Raw genomic sequence first — 18,318 nt, 5'->3', positions numbered from 1 at the left:
CTCACGCGTCGAGCACGCACGGGCCGGGCGCGCACGGCCCGGCGCGCACGGCCCGGGCGCCCGGTCCGGCACCGTGCGTGCGCGCGGCGGCGTCAGCGCGCCGGGCCCTCCGCGTCGGCGGGGCGACCCGCGTCGTCGGGCCCGGGGTCGCCCGTGTCGGCGAGCTCGACCCCGCCGGTGGCACCCGGCTCGCCGTGCCGGTCGGCGTCGTCGTGCTCGCCCGTGTCCTCGCGCTCGGCCGCCTCCTGGTCGCGCGTGAGCTCGTCGACGACGAGCAGGTCCGTGCGCACCTTGCCCGTGCGGTAGCCCGCACGGCCGACCATGTGCGCCGCGACGGGCGACGTGAGGAGCTGGAACACGACGACGAGGAACAGCGTCGCGACGGCGCCCCACGAGCGCAGCCGCAGGCTCAGGCCGGCGAGCACGAGGATCAGCCCGAGCACCTGGGGCTTGGTCGCCGCGTGCATGCGCGCCAGCAGATCGGGGAACCGCACGACGCCCACGCCCGCGGCGAACGCGAGGAACGCGCCGCACAGGAGGAAGACCGCGGACACGACGTCGGCGATCGTGTCCCACAGGCCGGTGGTCGGGTCCATCAGCGCACCTCCCCCTCGGGAGCGCCGCCGTGGTGCTCGGCGTCGACCGCCGAGTCCCGGTCGGACTCCTCGGCCTCGCGGCGGGCGGCGTCCTCGGCGGCGATCTCCTCGGCCGTGCGGATGCGGCCCTCGTCCTCGGGCTCGACCGACGCGAACCGCGCGATCGTCACCGAGCCCACGAACCCGACGAGCGAGAGCACGACGAGGATCGGGATGGTGTCCGTGCGCCGGGAGAACGCGGCCTCGAGCGCGATCGCCCCGACGAGCGTCGTCGTGAAGACGTCGAGCGCGATCGTGCGGTCGAGCATCGACGGACCGCGCTCGGCACGCGCGACGGCGAGGCTCGCCCCCGCGGCGAGCAGCACGGCGCTCACCACGACGATCACGAGGTAGACGGTGTCGCTCATGCCTCGGCCACCTCTCGCGCGGACGGGACGTCGTACAGGCCGGCGGCCCGCAGCTCGTCGTTCGACGCGAACGCGTGCAGCACGCGCGCCTCGAGCGCGAGGGTGTCCTCGCGGACCTTCTCCACGCCGCCCGCGGTCTCGACGTCGAGCACGTGCAGGTAGAGCATCCCGGTGAGGCGGTGCGCCTCGACGACGATCGAGCCGGGCACGAGCGACGACAGCTCGGCCGTGATGGTCAGGTAGATGTCGGACGGGTTCCGCAGCCGCACGCCCACGACGGCGCCGCGCGGCGTGTGCCGCGGGTTCAGCGCGAGCAGGCTGACCTGGAAGGACGCGACGATGAGGTCGGAGACGAAGCGCCCCACGAGCACGAGGAACGGCCACGGCCGGAACTTCCCGCGCGCCGCGATCGACGGCAGCGGGAAGAACGTGATGACGGCGAACCCGATGATGACGCCCGCGAGCACGTTGCCCACGGACAGGTCGCCCCAGAGCATGACCCAGACGATCGTCAGCCACAGGATGGTGCGCCACTGCGTGGTGACGCGGGCGAACCAGCCGGAGGCGAGCGCGCGGCGGCGGCGGTGCAGGCTCATCCGTCCGCACCTCCGCCCGTGCCCGCGGGTTCCGTGCCGTCGCTCTCGCCCGTCGCGACCTCGTTCGACTCGCCCTGGCCCCGGTCGGAGTCGCCGGGGAACACGGCGTCGACGTACGTGTGGCCGTCGAGCAGCGTCGCGGCGGCGCGCTCGGTGTACGAGTAGAGCGGGCCCGCGACCACGGTGAGCGCGAGGCCGAACGCGACGAGCGCCGTCGCCGGGCCGACCATGCCGCGCGGCAGGCGCGCGTCCGCGGGGATCTCGACGGGCGCCGTCTGCCAGAAGGCCTTGTTCCACGCCTTGACGATCGCGTACAGCGTGAGCAGCGACGTCACGACGGACCCCACGACGAGCGCCCACGTGAGCGGCGTGCCCTGCGCGACGCCCTCCTCGAGGAGGCCGACCTTGCCGAGGAAGCCCGACAGCGGCGGGATGCCCGCGAGGTTCATCGCCGGGATGAAGAACAGGATGGCCAGCCCGGGCGCGAGCTTGGCGAGCCCGCCGAGGCGGTCGAGCGACGTCGACCCGCCGCGGCGTTCCACGAGGCCGACGACGAGGAACAGCGTCGTCTGCACCGTGATGTGGTGCACCACGTAGAAGATCGCGGCCGCCATGCCCGGCTCGGACGCGAGCGCGATGCCGAAGATCATGTAGCCGATGTGGCTCACGAGCGTGAACGACAGCAGTCGCTTGATGTCGTTCTGCGCGACGGCGCCGAGGATGCCCACGACCATGGTCAGCAGCGCGAGCCACATGAGGACGTCGTCGACGACGCTGTCCTCGGGGAAGAGCAGCGTCTGCGTGCGGATGATCGCGTAGACGCCCACCTTGGTGAGCAGGCCCGCGAAGACCGCGGTGACGGGAGCGGGCGCCGTCGGGTAGGAGTCGGGCAGCCACGCGGACAGCGGGAAGATCGCCGCCTTGATGCCGAACGCGAGCAGCAGCAGGAGCTGGATCGCGAGCGCCGTCCCCGGGTCGATCTCCGCGTACCGCTCCGAGAGCTGGGCGAGGTTGACCGTGCCGGTCGCGGCGTAGGTCAGCGCGATCGCGACGAGGAAGACGATCGAGGAGAGCAGCGCCACGACCACGTAGATCGACCCGGCGCGGATGCGCTCACCCGTGCCGCCGAGCGTGAGGAGCACGTAGCTCGCGGCGAGGAAGATCTCGAACCCGACGTAGAGGTTGAACAGGTCGCCCGAGAGGAACGCGTTGAACACGCCCGCCGCGAGCACCATGAACGTCGGGTGGTAGATGGCGACCGGCGCCTCCTCGTCGCCGTCCGCCACGCCCTGCGCGAGCGAGTACAGCAGGACGCACAGCATGACGAAGCTCGACACCACGAGCATGAGCGACGAGAGCCGGTCCGCGACGAGGTCGATCCCGACCGGCGCCGCCCAGCCGCCGACGTCGACGACGATCGGCCCCGAGTCGGCCGCGACCAGGAGGCCGACGGACGCCGCGAGGACGAGCGCGAGCGCGGCCACGGTGATGATCCGCTGGGCGCGTGGGTGGCGCCAGAGCGCGAGCGCGAGGCCGGCCGCGACGAGCGGCAGGACGACGGGGAGCGGGACGAGGGCCGCGGCGGTGAGGCTCATCGCGGCTCCTTCCCGTCGGTCCGTCGGTCGTCAGGTCGTGCGTCGTCGTCCCGGGCGTCGGAGCCGCCGGTGCGGCCGTCCGTGGCGTCCCCGGCGTCCTGCCCCGCAGGGCCCGACGGCGGTTCCTCGCCGTCCGTGACGCCGTCGCCGTCGCCGTCGGTCTCGTCGCGGACCTGGGCGGCCTCGTCGTCCAGGGTGGCGCCGCTCTCCTCCGTGTCCGCGTCCTCGAACGCGGGCGCGTTGCGCGCGGCGTGCCGCGCGACGCGGCGGTCCTCGAGGTCGTCCTGCACCTCGTCGTGGCCGTGGAGCTGCCACGAGCGGTAGGCCATCGCGAGCACGAACGCCGTGATGCCGAGCGTGATGACGATGGCCGTGAGGACCATCGCCTGGACGAGCGGGTCGCTCATGTCCTCCTCGGGCGTCGTGCCGATGAGCGGCGCGCCCCCGGCGCGTCCGCCCGCGACGAGGAAGAGCAGGTTGGCGCCGTTCCCCATGAGGATGAACCCGAGCAGGACGCGCGTGAGGCTCCGCTCGAGGAGCAGGTAGACGCCCGCGGCGAACAGCACGCCGATCGCGAGGACGAGGACGACGCTGGGCGTCATGTCGATGACGTTCACCGGCGGCCACCTCCGATCGAGTCGGGCTCCATGGCCTCGAACGGCCCCGTGTCCTCGCCGGGCTCGCGGCCCGCGGCGGCGCGTTCCGCGTGCCGGTCGATCTCGGCGCCGAGCGTGCGCAGGATGTCGAGGACGAGCCCCACGACGACGAGGAACACGCCGACGTCGAAGAACAGCGACGTCACGAGGTGTATCTCCCCGACGAGCGGGAGCGCGAGGTCGTAGGCCTCGCTGCCGAGCACGTTGCCGGTGAGCAGGAACGCGACGAGACCCACGCCCGCGGACAGGAACAGGCCCGTCCCGAGGAGCAGACCGGGGTGGACGGGCGCGGCCTCGCCGAGCTCGTACCGCCCGCCCGCGAGGTAGCGCACGATGAGCGCGATGCCGACGACGAGCCCCGCCGCGAACCCGCCGCCCGGCGCGTTGTGGCCGGAGAACAGCAGGAAGAGCGCGAAGACGATCATGGCGTGGAACAGCACGCGCGTGACGACCTCGAAGATCACCGAGCGGCGTTGGGGCGCGAGGGTGCGCCCGGCGCTCAGCCACACGAGCATGCGCGGCTGGTCCTTCTCCGTGACCCCGCGGCGGCGCAGCGCGGCACCCGGGTCGTCGGTGTCGCTCCAGACGCCGGAGCCGCTGGCCGTGGTCGCGGGCCGGGCTCCCGACGCGCGCAGGATCTCGCCGCTGCGCGAGCGCAGGAACACGAGCGACGCGACGCCCGTCGCGGCGGCCAGGAGGACGGAGATCTCGCCCATCGTGTCCCACGCGCGGATGTCCACGAGGGTCACGTTGACGATGTTCTTGCCGTGCCCGAACTCGTAGGCCTCGGCCGGGAAGTCCACCGAGATGGGCGTCGCGACGCGCGCGAGCGGCGCGACGAGCGCGAAGCCCATCATGACGACGGCCACCGCGAGGCCGATCCCCAGGCGGACCCACCGGCTCGCCGCGAGCGGCCGGTTCGAGAAGTACGCGGGCAGGCGCCGCAGCACGAGCACCATGACGACGAGCGTGATCGTCTCGACGAGGACCTGCGTGAGCGCGAGGTCGGGCGCGCCGTGCAGGAGGAAGAGGACGGCGTTGCCGTACCCCGCGATCCCGACGAGGATCACGGCCTTGAGCCGGCGGCGCGAGCGCGCGGCGAGCACCGAGGCGATGCAGATCGCGGCGACGGCGACGAGCTGCGCGGGACGGTCCCAGGCCCGGAGCTGCTCGGGCCACGCGGTCTGCGCGACCATGACGACGCCCGGGCCGAGCACGAGGACCACGAGGATCGCGCCGAGGTAGAACGGGAGCGAACCACGCTGGGTGACGGCCGTGACGTCGGCGGCCAGGTCGTCGAGCTTGCGCATGACCTTGCGGTACGTGACGTCGGCCTCGGGCCCCGTCCACAGCGACGCCTGGAACCGCTCGACGCGCGACCGCTGCCAGAACAGCGCGACGCCGACCGCGAGCACGAGGACCGTCAGCGCGAGCGCGGGCGTGAGGCCGGCCCACAGGACGAGGTGCCCGGGCTCGCCGACGGGGTACGTGTCCGCGTACGGGGCGAGGAGGTCCTCGCCGAAGTGCGGCACGAGCGCCGTCGCGAGGCCGAGGACCGCGAGCACGACGGCCGGGCCCACGAGCAGGAACGGCTGGCGGTGGATGCGCGCCGGGTCGATCGGCGGCTCCTCGGCCTCGACGGCGGGGCGGCGCGCGGCGCCGACGCCCCACGCCTTCTCGTGCGCGTTGGCGCGCGCGGGCGACCGGCCGAGGTGCGGCTTGGACGCGAACGCGCCCCACCAGAAGCGCAGGCCGTACGCGACCGTGAACATCGAGCCGACGACGACCGACCACAGCACGACCGTGTCGACCCACACCGGCCCCTCGCCGTGCAGGAGCGACTCGAGCGCCGCCTCCTTCGCGACGTACCCGGCGAACGGCGGCAGGCCGATCATCGACGCGGTGGCCAGCCCGCCCGCGACCGCGGTCCACGGCAGGGCCTTGCCCACGCCCGTGAGGCGGCGCAGGTCGCGCGTGCCGGCCGCGGCGTCGACCACGCCGACGACGAGGAACAGCGAGGCCTTGAACATCGCGTGCGCGCCGATCATCGCGAGCCCGGCGAGCGCGGCCCCACGCGTCCCGAGGCCCACGAGCAGGATGATGAGGCCGAGCTGGCTCACGGTGCCGAACGCGAGGACGAGCTTGAGGTCGTACTGCCGCAGCGCGCGGTAGCCGCCCACGAGCAGCGTGCCCGCGCCGAGCACGACGACGAGCGTGCGCCAGACCGTCGTGTCCGAGTAGGCGGGCGCGAAGCGCGCGACGAGGTAGACACCGGCCTTGACCATCGCGGCCGCGTGCAGGTAGGCGCTCACCGGCGTGGGCGCCGCCATCGCGGCAGGCAGCCAGAAGTGCAGCGGGATGAGCGCGGACTTGCTCGCCGCGCCCACGAGGAGGCAGACGATCGCGGCGGTCACGGCGCCGCCCGTCGGGGGGTCCGCGATGATCTCGGACATGCGGAACGTCCCGCCCTGGACGCCGAGGATCACGACCCCCACGAGCATGGCGAGGCCGCCCGCGGTGGTGAGGATGATCGCCTGCATGGCGGCACGACGGCTCGCCTTGCGGTCGGCGTAGTGGCCGATCAGCAGGTACGAGAAGACGGTCGTGAGCTCCCAGAACACGAACAGGAGCAGCATGTCGTCCGCGGTGACGAGCCCGACCATCGCCCCCGCGAACGCGGTGAGGACGCCGCCGAACCGCCGCAGGCCCTGCGCGGTGGGCGAGAAGTAGGCCGAGCAGTAGACGAGGACGAGGGCGCCCACGCCGCCGACGAGCAGCAGCATGAGCCACGACAGCGTGTCCATGCGGAAGGCGAGCTCGAGCCCCAGCCCGGGCACCCACTCGATGACCTGCGTCGGGTGCTCCCCCGACATCACGCGGTCGGTCCAGGCGAGCGCGTAGGCCGCCGCGGACGCCGGCGCGAGCGCCATGACGAGGAACGCCCGGCGGCCGAGGAACGAGACGAGTGCAGGCGCGCCCAGTGCCATCACGAGATGGGCAAGGAGCACGTAGAGCACGGGCCGCTCCGTCCGGGTCGGGGGCGGGTGGGCGAAGTTCTTGCTGGACTTGTCATCGCCGCGCCCGGGCGGGGGGAAGCCGCAGGGCACGACAGTTCACGGCGCCGACGAGGCCGGGCCGAGAACCATTTTACCGACTCCTCAGCCGTGCGGGGCGCCCGTAGCCCCGTCCGTGACCGATTCCTCAGTCGGCCGTCACAGATCCTCGGGGTCCACGAGGAACTCCGCCTCGTCCGCGATCTCCCCGCCGACCGCCTGGTGCAGCGTGCGCGTGACCTGCGTGACCACCTCCGCGGCGCGCTTGCGCGCGATCTGGTGGTCGAGCGAGGGCTGCTCCCGCTGGGACTCCGCGAGGTCCTGCGGCTCCCAGCGCACGCGGTAGCTCACCGCGCCCCCCACCGTCCACGGCAGCCCGCGCAGCAGGAGGGGCAGCGCCTCCTCGCCGCCGACCTCGACCGCGACGAGCCCGTCCATGCCCAGGTCGACGAGGAGGCCGTACCCGTCGAGCACCGCACCGGTGGTCAGCGCCTTGATGTCGACGTCGTCCGCCGCGGCGTGCAGCGCTCGCCGCAGCTCGGGGTCCATCTTCTCGCCCGGGTAGAGCGGCAGCTCCGCGATGCCCTTCGGCGGCCCCTCGTACGGCTTGCCCTCCGTCGCGAGCCGCGTGCGGGGGTGGAGCCGTCCGACGAGCGCGAGCGCGGCGTGCGGGTCGAGCCACACGTCCGAGTACAGCGTCATGTCGACCGCGACGCCCGGGTCCGGCGTGAGGACGACGCCCGCCCCCGCCGGGTTGCCGACGTCGGTCCGGACCGACCCGCCGAGGCGGCGCGCCGCCGCGACGAGGAACGCGACCACGCGCTCCTCCTCCCGGACCGGCAGGCCGCCGGGGAACGCGCGCCCGACGCCGTCCCGGTCCCCGCCGCCCGGGTAGGGGACGTCCCCGCGCTCGCGGGGGCAGACGACGTCGAACACGAGCGCGGTGCCCGGCACGCCCGAGCCGGGGCCCGCGTACGGACCGGTGAGCGTCGTGTGGCGCGACGTGCGCAGGACGCCCGGCTCGCCCGGCCGCGCGGTGCGCGCAGGCGGCACGAGGGGCTCGGTGCCCTCCGGCGCGACGTCCCAGCGCGCGCCCGCGAACCGCGAGAGCGCGAGCGTCTCGACCTCGTCCACGAGGACGTCGGCGGGCAGCCCCAGCACGTGCCGCGCCTGGTAGGACTGCGCAGCGCCGGGCCCGGCGGGGTGCGGCAGGGGCGGGAGCGGGCTCATGCGGTGCGGTCCTCCGGTCCTCGGGTCCTGCGGGGTCGAGCGGCGTCCGACGCGGCGAGCCGCGCTCAGACGTCGGTGCGGTGGAAGTTCTGCCACGAGCGGGAGGCCGTCGGGCCGCGCTGGCCCTGGTAGCGGGAGCCGTAGACGCTGGAGCCGTACGGGTTGTCGGCGGGCGAGGACAGCCGGAAGAAGCACAGCTGGCCGATCTTCATGCCCGGCCACAGCGTGATCGGCAGCGTCGCCACGTTGCTCAGCTCGAGCGTCACGTGCCCGGAGAAGCCCGGGTCGATGAACCCCGCCGTGGAGTGCGTGAGGAGGCCCAGACGGCCCAGGCTCGACTTGCCCTCGAGGCGCGCCGCCACGTCGTCGGGCAGCGTGACCGTCTCGAACGTGGACCCGAGCACGAACTCCCCGGGGTGGAGCACGAACGGCTCGGCCGGGTCGACCTCGACGAGCCGCGTGAGGTCGGGCTGGTCCTGCGACGGGTCGATGAACGGGTACTTGTGGTTGTCGAACAGCCGGAAGAACCGGTCGAGGCGCACGTCGATGCTCGACGGCTGGAGCATCGCCGGGTCGTACGGCTCGAGCTGGACGCGGCCGGCGTCGAGCTCGGCCCGGATGTCGCGGTCGGAGAGCAGCACGGGCCCACGCTAGCCGACGCCGGAGCGTGCCCGGACCGGGCTCCGCACCGTGGATCGGTGCCCTGGACCGGCGCCCTGGATCAGCGGGTGCCGGGCGCCGTCGGGCGCGGGGCCGCGCCGGCTCGTCGTCGAGGCGGCGCGGCCCCCGCCCGCGGACGGGAGGTCAGGCGCGCAGCGGACGGCCCGTCGAGTCCACGGAGTAGTAGCCCGTCTTCGAGGTCAGGTAGAGAATGCCCTCCACGAGGCCCCAGATCGCGATCACCGGCGCCGCGAACCCGAAAGACAGCACCGACACGAGCAGCATCGTCAGGCCGATGCCGGTGTACCCGAGGTAGAAGCGGTGGATCCCGAGGCTGCCGACGAGGATGCCGAGCAGGCCCGCGGCGAGACGCGACTTCGCCTGGGGGTCGTACGCCGGGTCGTAGCCGGGCTGGCCGTACGCGCCGGGCTGGCCGTAGGCGCCGGGCTGCGCGTAGCCCGGCTGCTGGGCGTAGCTCTGCTGCGGGGCGGAGCCGTAGCCCTGGCCGGGCGCCTGCTGGCCGTAGTCGGGGGCGCTCGGCGTCCCGTACGCCTGCTGGCCGTACGCGTCACCGGCCCCGGGCTGCTGGCCGTAGCCCGGCGCCGGGCCCGACGGCGTGGCGGAGCCACCGTAGACCGGGTCACCGGGGGCGGTGCTCCCCTGCGACGGCTCGGGCTGCTGCTGGTACGGGTTCTCGGACAAGGCGGCTCCTCGGGCGGCGCGCCGCTCGTCGGCGCGGGACTGGTCGTGGTGCGGGCGGTTCTGGCATCACCGGCGTCGTCCGCTATGATCGGGTCGCGCGCTGGTTCGCCGAGGATCCTCCCAGAGGGCCCGGGGCGGACGCCACCGGCGCCGCGCGGGTGTAGTTCAATGGTAGAACTTCAGCTTCCCAAGCTGATAGCGCGGGTTCGATTCCCGTCACCCGCTCAGCCTGCGAGAGCCCCGCACCGGTCCGGTGCGGGGCTCTCGTCGTCGTGGGCCACAGGCCCGACGCGCTTCGTCACGGCCATGCCGCCAGCAGATCGTCTGCCGTCCACACCCGGGACAGGCGCGGATCGCCCTCGGCGGCGACGTCACGCGCGGCGAAGGGCGTGCGGGCGTGCCACGGGACGCTCCCGACGAACACCGAACCCCCAGCAAGAAGACAACTCTTGATGGGGGTGTCGTCGCCGAGCCCGAGGTCGCGCGCCACGGCGACGGTGACGTGGCGCGCGACCCCGGCCTCGGCGGTCCGAGGCCCGGGCGTCAGCCCAGGATGCTGCCCGCGGCCTTGGCCGAGGCGGCGAGGGAGCCGGTGAGCGGCAGGTCGGGGAGGATCACGGCCTGGGCCGCGTGGTAGACGTCGGGCTTGCCGACCCACGTGACGCCGTCGGGCCGGTTGGCGGTGTCGAGCTCGTGGTGCCACGACCCGCGCTCGTGGTCGACGAGGTGCGCGTCGATCCACTCCCACCAGCCCGCGGCGGCCTCGGCGAACCGGGGGTCGCCCGTGACGCGGCCCAGCACGTCGGCGGCCGCGACGGCCTCCGCGGCGACCCAGTGGTAGCGCCGGGGCTCGACCGGCGTGCCCGACCAGTCGACCGTGTACACGAAGCCGCCGCCGTGCTCGCCGTCCCAGCCGTCCGCGACGGCCCGGTCGAAGAGTGCGACCGCGGCGTCGGTGCGGGCGCCGGGCGTCCCGGCCGCGACGTCGACCTGGAGCAGCAGGCGTGCCCACTCCAGGCCGTGGCCCGGCGTCGACCCGTAGGGCTTGAAGGGGTCGCGGGGGCGGTCCGCGTTGTAGTCCGGCAGGGGGTTCCAGCCGGCGTCGAAGTGCTCGGGGATGCGCCAGTCGTTCTCGCGCGCCCACCCCACGACGCGGTCCGCGACCGACGCCGCGCGCGCGAGCCACTCGGGGTCGCCCGTCGCGTCGTGCGCGGCGAGGAGCGCCTCGACGGAGTGCATGTTCGCGTTGACGCCGCGGTACTCGTCGAGCACGGTCCAGTCGCGCGACCACTCGTCGGCGTGCATCCGCGGCCCGGGCTCCCAGAACCGCTCGTCGAGCACGGCGAGCGCCGCGTCGAGCAGCTCGCGCGCGCCCTCGCGGCCCGCGATCGTGCCCGACGCCGCGGCGAGCACCACGAACGCGTGCGCGTAGGCGCTCTTCGTCCCGTCCACCGGGACGGCCTCGCCCTCCGCCGGGTCGTGGCCGTCGCCCGGGCGCCGCGCGGGGCCGCGCGAGGAGACCCAGCCGCCGTTCTCGGCGTCGACGAGCACCGCCCGCAGCCCGTGCAGCGCGGCGTCGGCCCGCTCCCCCGCACCCGGCGCGCCGAGGAGCGACGCGAACGCGTAGACGTGCGCCATGCGCGACGTGATCCACGTGTGCACCGGCTGCGACAGGTCGGGGCGCCCGTCGTCGTCGAGCCACTGCGCGGCGCCGTCCGCGCGCAGCGACGCCTCGCCGAAGCGCAGCAGGTCGGCGAGCTGCTCGCGACGCCAGCCCCGCAGGTCGGTCGCTGGCGTGGGCTGCTCGGTCGGGTGCTCGGTCATCTCTCGGTCCTTCTCGTGCTGGGTGCGTGGCGCCGCACCGGGCGCGGTGCCCGTACGGCGCGGTGCCCCGGGACGATCATCCCGGGGCACCGCCGGTGGTGCATGCCTGCCTCACCCCGGTCGGACGCGGGGCGGGGCGGGCTCAGGGGTTCAGCCGCAGGTCACGGCGGCGTAGTCGGCCTGGATCGACGCCGTCACCTCCTCGTCGCCGGTGCCGCGCGTCGCCTCGACGGTGACGGTGCCGGCCTCGACCGCCGCGGCCCGCGTCGCGAACGACTGGTAGGCGTTGGCGCCCGGCGCGACGGCCGCGACCTCCTTGGTGCCGAACGGCGTGACGAGCCGGATCGCGAGCGGCACGTCCTCGCCGTTCTCGGCGCGGACCGCGACGTACGCCTTGCCGGCGAGGCAGCGGGTGCTCACCGTGACGTCGACGGCGAGCGCCGGCTCCGCCTCGGTCACGGTCACGGGGACCTCGACCACCTGGCTGGTCCAGCCGTCGTCGACCACGACGTACGCCGTGTACGTCCCGGCCGCCGCGTAGGCGTGCGAGCCGGAGACCGACCCGTCGCTCACCGTGCCGGCCGCGACGTCGGACCCGTCGCCCCACGTGACCGCCGCCCGGAGGTCGGCGCCCTCGCGGCCGCCGGCCACCTGGGCGAGCGCCACGTCCGTGGTCTGCCCGACGGCGAGCGTCACGCCCTCCGCGGCCGTGACCTCGAGCGCGGGGTGCTCGGCGAACGTGCCGTCGTGCGCGACCGCGACCACGTGGATGCGGCCGTCGCGCGAGAGCTCGCCCGGCTGGTCCGGGAGCGTGATGCTCACGGGCCGCTTGCCCTCGGGCAGCGTGATCGGCGCCGTCGCGAAGAACGCGGCGGGGGTGCCGGTCTGCGGGCTGCCGCCGCGGAGGCGGCTGTCCGTCACCGCGACGGGGATGTTGCCGAACACGGGGTTGCGGGCCGCGCCCGACCAGTCGCCGAAGCTCAGGTCGATCGGCTGGGTCGAGCCGTCGTCGAAGGTCAGCGTGCCGGTGGCCTGCTGGTTCTTCTCCGTGCCCGTGCCGATCACCGAGAGCTGCTCCGCGTCCGCGGGGACGTCGAGCTCGATGGTCTGCCCGTCGCCCGTCGCGTTGTCCGGCTGACCGGCGGGGACCGCCGGGACGTCGAACGCGAGGTCCGTGCCCGGCACCGTCGCGCGCTCGCCCTGGACGAAGCCCTTGGCCGCGAGCTGCGCCCGGTCGAAGAACACGCCCTGGCCGTCGCACGAGCCGACCGTCGTCCCGGCGTCGCCGATGCAGACGTTGTCGTACGCGGCGAGCAGCGAGCCCTCGCGCAGGAGGGAGACGTTGACGTACGAGGAGGTCGAGACGGTCTCGATCCCCTCGCCCGAGACCGTGACGGTCACGGGGTAGACGCCGGGTGCGGTCCACGTGTGCGCGGCGTCCACCGCGTACCCGCCGAACGCGCCCGCCCGCAGCGTCCCGGCGACCGGCTCGGAGCCGTCGCCGAACGCGACCTGCACGTCGAGCGCCGCGACGTCGCCCTCGACCCCGGTGAGGGTCGCGAACGAGCCCGAGACCTCGCGGCCCGTGACGCCGTCACGGTCCGGCGCGGCCGAGAGGGTGAGCTCCTCGGCCCCCGACTCCTTCGGGTCGGCGAGGAGCTCGACCTCGGCGAGCGACAGCGCGCCGGAGCCCGACGTCGCGGCCACCGTCAACCGGTACCGCGCGAACGCCGTCGGCTCGGCGACCGTGAACGGCCGCGTCTGCAGGGCCCAGCGGAACTGCTCGCCGGACCGCTCGTCGAGCGTCGTCCACGTCTCGCCGTCGTCGGAGCCCTCGAGGGTCCACGCGGACGGCGACGCCGTCCCGCTCGCCCCGGAGGTCAGCGTGTACGACCCGACGGTCGGGCGGATGCCGTTGCCCGCCCACGTGATCGACGGCGTCGTGGTGGCGAACGTCGTGCGCGTGCCGGACGTGTTGTCCGTGAGCGCCGCGGCGCTCGTGGTCGCGTCGCCGTCGGCGACGGTCGTCGTGCCGAGGCCCGCGGTCGTCGCGTCCTGCACCGGCGTCGGGGGCTCGTCGCCCTCGGTGAGCGACGGCGGCGCGTCGTCCTCGCCCGTGCCCCAGTCCGACGGCTCCGGACCCATGACGAAGTCCAGCGTCGCGCCGCCCGAGAGGTCGGCCTGCGAGAGCGACGTCGAGGTGCGGGCCTCGCCGTCCACCGCGAGGGACTGCACGTAGACGTTGTCGACCGAGTTGTTCTCGGCGTTGACGACGAGGTCGCCGTCCGGCAGGTGCACGGTCGCCTTGTCGAACAGCGGCGAGCCGACCGCGTACTGGTCCGAGCCGACCTGGAGCGGGTAGAAGCCGAGCGAGGCGAAGATCCACCACGACGACATCTCGCCGTTGTCCTCGTCGCCCGGGTAGCCCTGGCCGATCTCGCTGCCCACGAACAGGCGGCGGGTGACCTCGCGCACCTTCTCCTGGGCCTTCGACGGTGCGCCCGCGGCGTCGTAGAGCCACGGGATGTGGTGCGACACCTGGTTGCTCATGCCCCACTGGCCCATGCGCACGTCGCGCGCCTCGCGCTGCTCGTGGATGCCGCCGTTGCCGGCGCCCTTCTCCGGCGTGGAGAAGAACTCGTCGAGCTTGTCCTCGAGGCCCTGCTTGCCGCCGTAGAGGTTGGCGAGGCCCTGGCCGTCCTGCGGGGCGTGGAACGCGAAGTTCCAGCCGTTCGTCTCGGTGTACCCGCCGCCCCAGGCCTCCGGGTCGTACGTCTCGGGGTCGACGGCCCACGTGCCGTCCTCGTGCCGCGGCACGAAGAAGTCGACCTCGGGGTCGAACAGCTCGACGTAGTGCGTGGCCCGCTCGAGGAAGTACGCGGACTCCTCGCGCAGCGTCTCGCGGCGCTCGTCCGGCGTGGCCGGGTCCTCCGCGAGGGCGGCGGCCATGTTGCCGATGCCGAAGTCGTTGACCAGTCCCTCCAGGCCCCACGACACGGACTCGTGCGTGGACTCCGGCGTGAACCCGAGGAACGGCGAGGTCTGCAGGCCCTTGCGGCCCACGGCGTTGCTCGGCGGCGCGACGGTCGCGTTGCGCAGCGCGGCGTCGTACGCCTCGAGCGCGATGCCCGTGGGGAGCGAGCCCTTGAGGTACGCGTCGGCGAACGCGACGTCGGAGCTCGTGCCCGTCATGAGGTCGGCGTAGCCCGGCGAGGACCAGCGCGCGATCCAGCCGCCGTCGCGGTACTGCTGGACGAACCCGTCGACCAGCTCGGCCGCGAGCTCCGGGTAGAGGAGCGAGTACGCCGGCCAGGCCGTGCGGTACGTGTCCCAGAACCCGTTGTTCACGTAGATCTTGCCGTCGACGACCTTCGCGTTCGTCTGCGTGTCCGTCGCGGAGCCCGTGGTCGCGGAGACCGGGCTCGCGTACCGGTACACCGGCTCCTCGGCTGTGCCCGTGTTCTCGAACTGCGAGTTCGGGTACAGGTTGAGGCGGTAGAGGTTGGAGTACAGCGTGACGAGCTGGTCCTCGCTCGCGCCCTCGACCTCGATGACGCCCAGCCGGTCGTTCCACGCCTGCGCGGCGGCGGCCTTGACCTCCGTGAAGGTCTTGCCCGTCACCTCCAGGTCGAGGTTCTTGCGCGCCTGGTCGAGGCTGATGAACGACGTCGCGACGCGCAGCTCGACCGTCTTGTCGGACGACGTGTCGAACGTCGCGAAGCGCGCGTCCGCGCGGTTGCCCGCCGCCGTCCCGACCGCCGTCGGACTACGGTCGAAGGTGCCGGCGACGAACATCCGCGTGCGGCCCACGGAGAGGCCGGACCCGTTCTCGACCCAGCCGGACACCGTGCCCGTGGCCTGGTCGAGCGTGAGCTTGGACGAGCCGTCCACCTTGTCCACGAGCACGTGGCCGGCGCTCCCCGGGTAGGAGAAGCGCAGGACCGCGCCGTGGTCGGTGGGCGTCGCCTCGATCGCGGAGCCGTTGGTGAACGTGACCCCGTAGTAGTCGGGCCGCGCCGTCTCGTCGGCGTGGTCGAACTCGAGGCCGCGCGTCGAGAGCGTGGCGTTCGGCGTCCCGGAGACCGTGGACGGCAGGAACGTCAGCTGGTTGCGGTCGCCCATCCACGGGCTGGGCTCGTGCGAGATCCCGAAGCCCTGGAGGACGGGCTTGTTGTTGGCGTTGTTGGCCTTGTGGTACTCGTACAGCCAGCTCTGCGACGACGCGTTGGTGTACGGCGTCCAGAAGTTGAACCCGTTGGGCGTCGCCGTCGCCGGGATGTTGTTCCCGCGCGAGAAGCTGCCGGACGCGAGCGTGCCGCGGCGCGTGTCGACGTAGTTGGCGAGGCTCGACCCGTCGATCGTCGCCGGCTCCGCCGTGATCGCGACGTCGTCGAGCCAGCCCGCGAACTTCGTCCCGGCGTGACCGCCCGGGTTGTCGTACCCGAGGAGCACCTGGTCCACGGTCTTGCCCGCGGCGACGTCGCCGAGGTCGACCCGCACCGAGTTCCACTGGTCGGCGTAGAGGATCTTGCCCTCGCCCTGCGCCTGCGCGGTCGCGACCGTCTCGTGCGCGTCGCGCGCGCCGAGGTCGGACAGGTAGGTCCCGTCGGTGAACAGCACGTCCACCGCCGCGTAGGTCGACGGGTACTGGAGGTCGTCGAGCAGCTCGGGGAAGATCGTGTAGCTCAGACGCGTGTCCTCGCCGACGAGGACGTCCACGTCGTCGTAGAGCACGTTCGTCGCGTAGGTCTCGCCGTCGGCGAGGTGCGAGCCGTCGTACCGCAGCGAGTGCAGGCCGGAGAACCCGACGCCCGCCTTGTTGGTGAAGTTGACGCGCGGGCCCGTGCCGACCTTGGTGTTCATGGGCGCCGCGGAGGGACCGGCGCTCAGGTCGCCCGAGAGGTCCCACCCGGCGAGCTGGACGATGGAGTCGCCCGAGTTCGCCGTGACGTTGAGGCGCAGGTACGTGTACGCCGCGGTGGGCGCCTCGAGCTCGAACGTGCGCGTCTGCTGGCGGTTCGGGAAGTCCTCGTCGGTCCGCTGGTCGAGCGGGGTCCACGTCGTGCCGTCGTTCGAGCCCTCGACCGTCCAGGTCTTCGGGTCGCGACCGGCGGCGTCGTCGCCCGAGGTCATCGTGTACGCCACGAACGAGACGGGCTCGGTGAACTCGTACCGGACCCAGCCGGTCGATGCGAACGCGAGCCACTTGGTGCCCGAGCTGCCGTCGGCGAGGTTCGCCGCGCCCTCGTTGGGCAGGTTCTGCGCGCTCGCGGTGACGCCCTTGAGCTGCCCGAGGACGCTGCCGGGCAGGCCGGCAGTGAACGAGCCGACGTTCGCCTGCCAGGGTGCGCCGTCGCGCTCGGCCACGGTGGTGGGCAGCGCGGCCGGGTCGCCGGACTCGAACGAGGACGAGAAGTCGCCGGGCTCGGCGGCCGCGGCGGGCGCGGCGGCGAGGGCTCCCGCGGGGGCCGCGAGAGGCACCCCGAGCGGGACGGCGAGTGCGGCGGCGAGCACGAGGCCGAGGGGCCGGGCGCGGCCGCTGCCGGACCGCGCGACCGCGCGTCCGGGCGGGAGTGGTCTGGTCATGCCGCGATCTCCTTCGATCGTCTGACAGCGCTGTCAGGCTGCAGGGGTGCCCCTGACAACGCGCAGGGGGGAAGCGTTGTCAGGGGCGACCTGAACCTATGCGTCGGTTCCGGGCTTTGTCAACGCGGTCAGGGCTCTGCCGGAAGGGCGCGGACGAGAGGACCCCCTGGCGCGAAAGTCACGCTCGGTGTGACTTTCGCGCTACCCGCTCGACCACCGAGGGCGTCGCGCGCCGTCAGCACGACCGTGCTCGCACCGACACGCGCACGGGCACCGCGGCCACGCCTAGGCCGCGGGGCCGGAGACCTCCCCCGTGCCGCGGACGACGAGACGCGTCGGCACCACGACGAGCCGTGGGGCGAGCTCCGGGTTCTCGGCGCGGGACACCGCGAGCGCCGCCGCCTGCCGGCCCATCTCCACGACGTCGTAGCCCACGACCGTCACGTGCAGCAGGTCCGCGAGCTCGAAGTCGTCGAAGCCGACGAGCGCGACGTCCGCCGCCCCGCCCGTCGACTCGCGGTCGCGCAGCGCGTGGAGCGCGCCGACCGTGATCTTGTTGTTCGCCGTCACGAGCGCCGTCGGCGGCTCCGGCAGGGCGAGGAGCTCCGCGACGAACACGCGCGCGAGGTCGGCGTCGTGCGCGCCGTCGCGCACGTACCGCGCCGGGTCCTCGACGCCCGCGGCCCGCAACGTCGCGACGAACTCGTCGCGACGCTCCTGGAACGTCCACAGGCGCGACACGTCGCCGACGAGCGCGATCCGGCGGTGCCCGTGCGCGAGGAGGTGCGTCACGGCGTCGCGCACTCCCCCGCGGTTGTCGATGACGACCGTGTCCGCCTCGACGCCGCGCGCGGGCCGGTCGATGAACACGACCGGCAGGCCGTCGTCGAGCTCGCGGCGCAGGGCCGAGTGGTCGGTGGACGTCGGGGTGACGACGAGCGCGCCGACGCGGCGCTCGACGAGCGCCTCGGTGAGGGAGCGCTCGCGCTCCGGCTCCTCGTCGGAGCTCGTGGTGATGAGCTGGAGGCCGTGGTGGCGGAGCTCGCGCTCGATGCCGCTGGCCAGCGCGGAGTAGAACGGGTTGGCGAGGTCGCCGGTGACGAAGCCGACGAGCCGCGACGAGCCGCCGCGCGCGAGGTCCGCCGCGACGGCGTTGCGCCGGAAGCCGAGCCGCTGCGCGGCCTCCTGCACCTTGGCGCGCGTCTGCGGCGCGACGTTCGGCTCGTCGTTGAGGACGCGCGACGCCGTCTTGAGGCTCACGCCGGCGGCCTCCGCGACGGAGGCGAGCGTCGGGCGCCGGCCTCCACGTCCGCCGTGCGGACGCGCCACGGCCGCCTCGGTCGGGGTGTCGGGCACCATGACCCCGACCTCGCCCGGCGGGACCGTCCCCGCGCTCTCCCCCTGCATCACCAT

General features: G+C 73.8%; 13 protein-coding genes and 1 tRNA gene. 1 reads left to right on the top strand and 13 read right to left on the bottom strand.

Features of this window, described 5'->3' with window-relative positions; genetic code table 11:
- Positions 1-92: 92 nt before the first annotated feature.
- From mnhG to RSE42_RS02475, 9 genes are all read right to left on the bottom strand, one after another.
- Positions 93-596, bottom strand: a complete 504-nt coding sequence (mnhG, locus tag RSE42_RS02515; RefSeq protein ID WP_081895835.1) for a monovalent cation/H(+) antiporter subunit G — start codon at positions 594-596, stop codon at positions 93-95.
- Positions 596-1,003 carry a monovalent cation/H+ antiporter complex subunit F gene (locus tag RSE42_RS02510; protein ID WP_076403690.1) on the bottom strand — a complete coding sequence of 136 codons (408 nt, stop codon included), beginning with the start codon at positions 1,001-1,003 and terminating at the stop codon, positions 596-598. Before RSE42_RS02510 ends, mnhG begins: the two co-directional genes overlap by 1 nt.
- Positions 1,000-1,599, bottom strand: a complete 600-nt coding sequence (locus RSE42_RS02505) for a Na+/H+ antiporter subunit E (RefSeq protein ID WP_415297789.1) — start codon at positions 1,597-1,599, stop codon at positions 1,000-1,002. The genes RSE42_RS02510 and RSE42_RS02505 overlap by 4 nt, the downstream gene beginning before the upstream one ends.
- A complete protein-coding gene (locus RSE42_RS02500) occupies positions 1,596-3,194 on the bottom strand; it encodes a Na+/H+ antiporter subunit D (protein ID WP_034652703.1) in 1,599 nt (532 codons plus the stop codon). Before RSE42_RS02500 ends, RSE42_RS02505 begins: the two co-directional genes overlap by 4 nt.
- Complete coding sequence (locus tag RSE42_RS02495) at positions 3,191-3,811, bottom strand: Na(+)/H(+) antiporter subunit C (RefSeq protein ID WP_128082744.1); 621 nt, start codon at positions 3,809-3,811, stop codon at positions 3,191-3,193. Before RSE42_RS02495 ends, RSE42_RS02500 begins: the two co-directional genes overlap by 4 nt.
- A complete protein-coding gene (locus RSE42_RS02490; protein WP_415297788.1) occupies positions 3,808-6,867 on the bottom strand; it encodes a Na+/H+ antiporter subunit A in 3,060 nt (1,019 codons plus the stop codon). Before RSE42_RS02490 ends, RSE42_RS02495 begins: the two co-directional genes overlap by 4 nt.
- Before the next feature lie 195 nt (positions 6,868-7,062).
- Complete coding sequence (locus RSE42_RS02485) at positions 7,063-8,133, bottom strand: hypothetical protein (protein ID WP_034652706.1); 1,071 nt, start codon at positions 8,131-8,133, stop codon at positions 7,063-7,065.
- A 65-nt stretch (positions 8,134-8,198) separates the two neighbouring features.
- On the bottom strand, positions 8,199-8,774 hold the full coding sequence (gene dcd / locus RSE42_RS02480) for a dCTP deaminase (RefSeq protein ID WP_034652708.1): 576 nt from the start codon (positions 8,772-8,774) through the stop codon (positions 8,199-8,201).
- Positions 8,775-8,937: 163 nt separating this feature from the next.
- Entirely contained in the window at positions 8,938-9,495 is a 558-nt protein-coding gene (locus RSE42_RS02475; protein WP_144721380.1) for a TM2 domain-containing protein, read from the bottom strand.
- A gap of 154 nt (positions 9,496-9,649) precedes the next feature.
- Between RSE42_RS02475 and RSE42_RS02470 the strand changes: the two genes are divergently transcribed.
- A tRNA-Gly gene (locus RSE42_RS02470) sits at positions 9,650-9,720 on the top strand.
- A 73-nt stretch (positions 9,721-9,793) separates the two neighbouring features.
- Here the strand turns inward: RSE42_RS02470 and RSE42_RS02465 are convergent.
- From RSE42_RS02465 to RSE42_RS02450, 4 genes are all read right to left on the bottom strand, one after another.
- Positions 9,794-9,985: a hypothetical protein gene (locus RSE42_RS02465; RefSeq protein ID WP_114552790.1), complete on the bottom strand. Its 192-nt coding sequence runs from the start codon at positions 9,983-9,985 to the stop codon at positions 9,794-9,796.
- A gap of 53 nt (positions 9,986-10,038) precedes the next feature.
- The gene (locus tag RSE42_RS02460) at positions 10,039-11,319 is read right to left on the bottom strand and encodes an AGE family epimerase/isomerase (RefSeq protein WP_415297787.1); all 1,281 of its coding nucleotides are present in this window, start codon (positions 11,317-11,319) and stop codon (positions 10,039-10,041) included.
- Positions 11,320-11,469: 150 nt separating this feature from the next.
- Positions 11,470-16,905, bottom strand: a complete 5,436-nt coding sequence (locus RSE42_RS02455; protein ID WP_415297786.1) for a GH92 family glycosyl hydrolase — start codon at positions 16,903-16,905, stop codon at positions 11,470-11,472.
- Positions 16,906-17,190: 285 nt separating this feature from the next.
- Positions 17,191-18,318, bottom strand: coding sequence for a LacI family DNA-binding transcriptional regulator (locus RSE42_RS02450; RefSeq protein ID WP_415297785.1), 1,128 nt, complete (start codon positions 18,316-18,318; stop codon positions 17,191-17,193).

This window comes from Cellulosimicrobium sp. SJTW-1 (assembly GCF_047716875.1).
Lineage (GTDB): Bacteria > Actinomycetota > Actinomycetes > Actinomycetales > Cellulomonadaceae > Cellulosimicrobium > Cellulosimicrobium funkei.
Note: the sequence above shows the minus strand (reverse complement) of the source record. Positions and strands in the feature narration are given on the sequence as shown.

Excerpts from the sequence above, each read along its gene's own strand:
- mnhG (WP_081895835.1), bottom strand. The coding sequence starts at position 596 with ATGGACCCGACCACCGGCCTGTGGGACACGATCGCCGACGTCGTGTCC.
- RSE42_RS02510 (WP_076403690.1), bottom strand. The coding sequence starts at position 1,003 with ATGAGCGACACCGTCTACCTCGTGATCGTCGTGGTGAGCGCCGTGCTG.
- RSE42_RS02505 (WP_415297789.1), bottom strand. The coding sequence starts at position 1,599 with ATGAGCCTGCACCGCCGCCGCCGCGCGCTCGCCTCCGGCTGGTTCGCC.
- RSE42_RS02500 (WP_034652703.1), bottom strand. The coding sequence starts at position 3,194 with ATGAGCCTCACCGCCGCGGCCCTCGTCCCGCTCCCCGTCGTCCTGCCG.
- RSE42_RS02485 (WP_034652706.1), bottom strand. The coding sequence starts at position 8,133 with ATGAGCCCGCTCCCGCCCCTGCCGCACCCCGCCGGGCCCGGCGCTGCG.
- RSE42_RS02460 (WP_415297787.1), bottom strand. The coding sequence starts at position 11,319 with ATGACCGAGCACCCGACCGAGCAGCCCACGCCAGCGACCGACCTGCGG.
- RSE42_RS02455 (WP_415297786.1), bottom strand. The coding sequence starts at position 16,905 with ATGACCAGACCACTCCCGCCCGGACGCGCGGTCGCGCGGTCCGGCAGC.
- RSE42_RS02450 (WP_415297785.1), bottom strand. The coding sequence starts at position 18,318 with ATGGTGATGCAGGGGGAGAGCGCGGGGACGGTCCCGCCGGGCGAGGTC.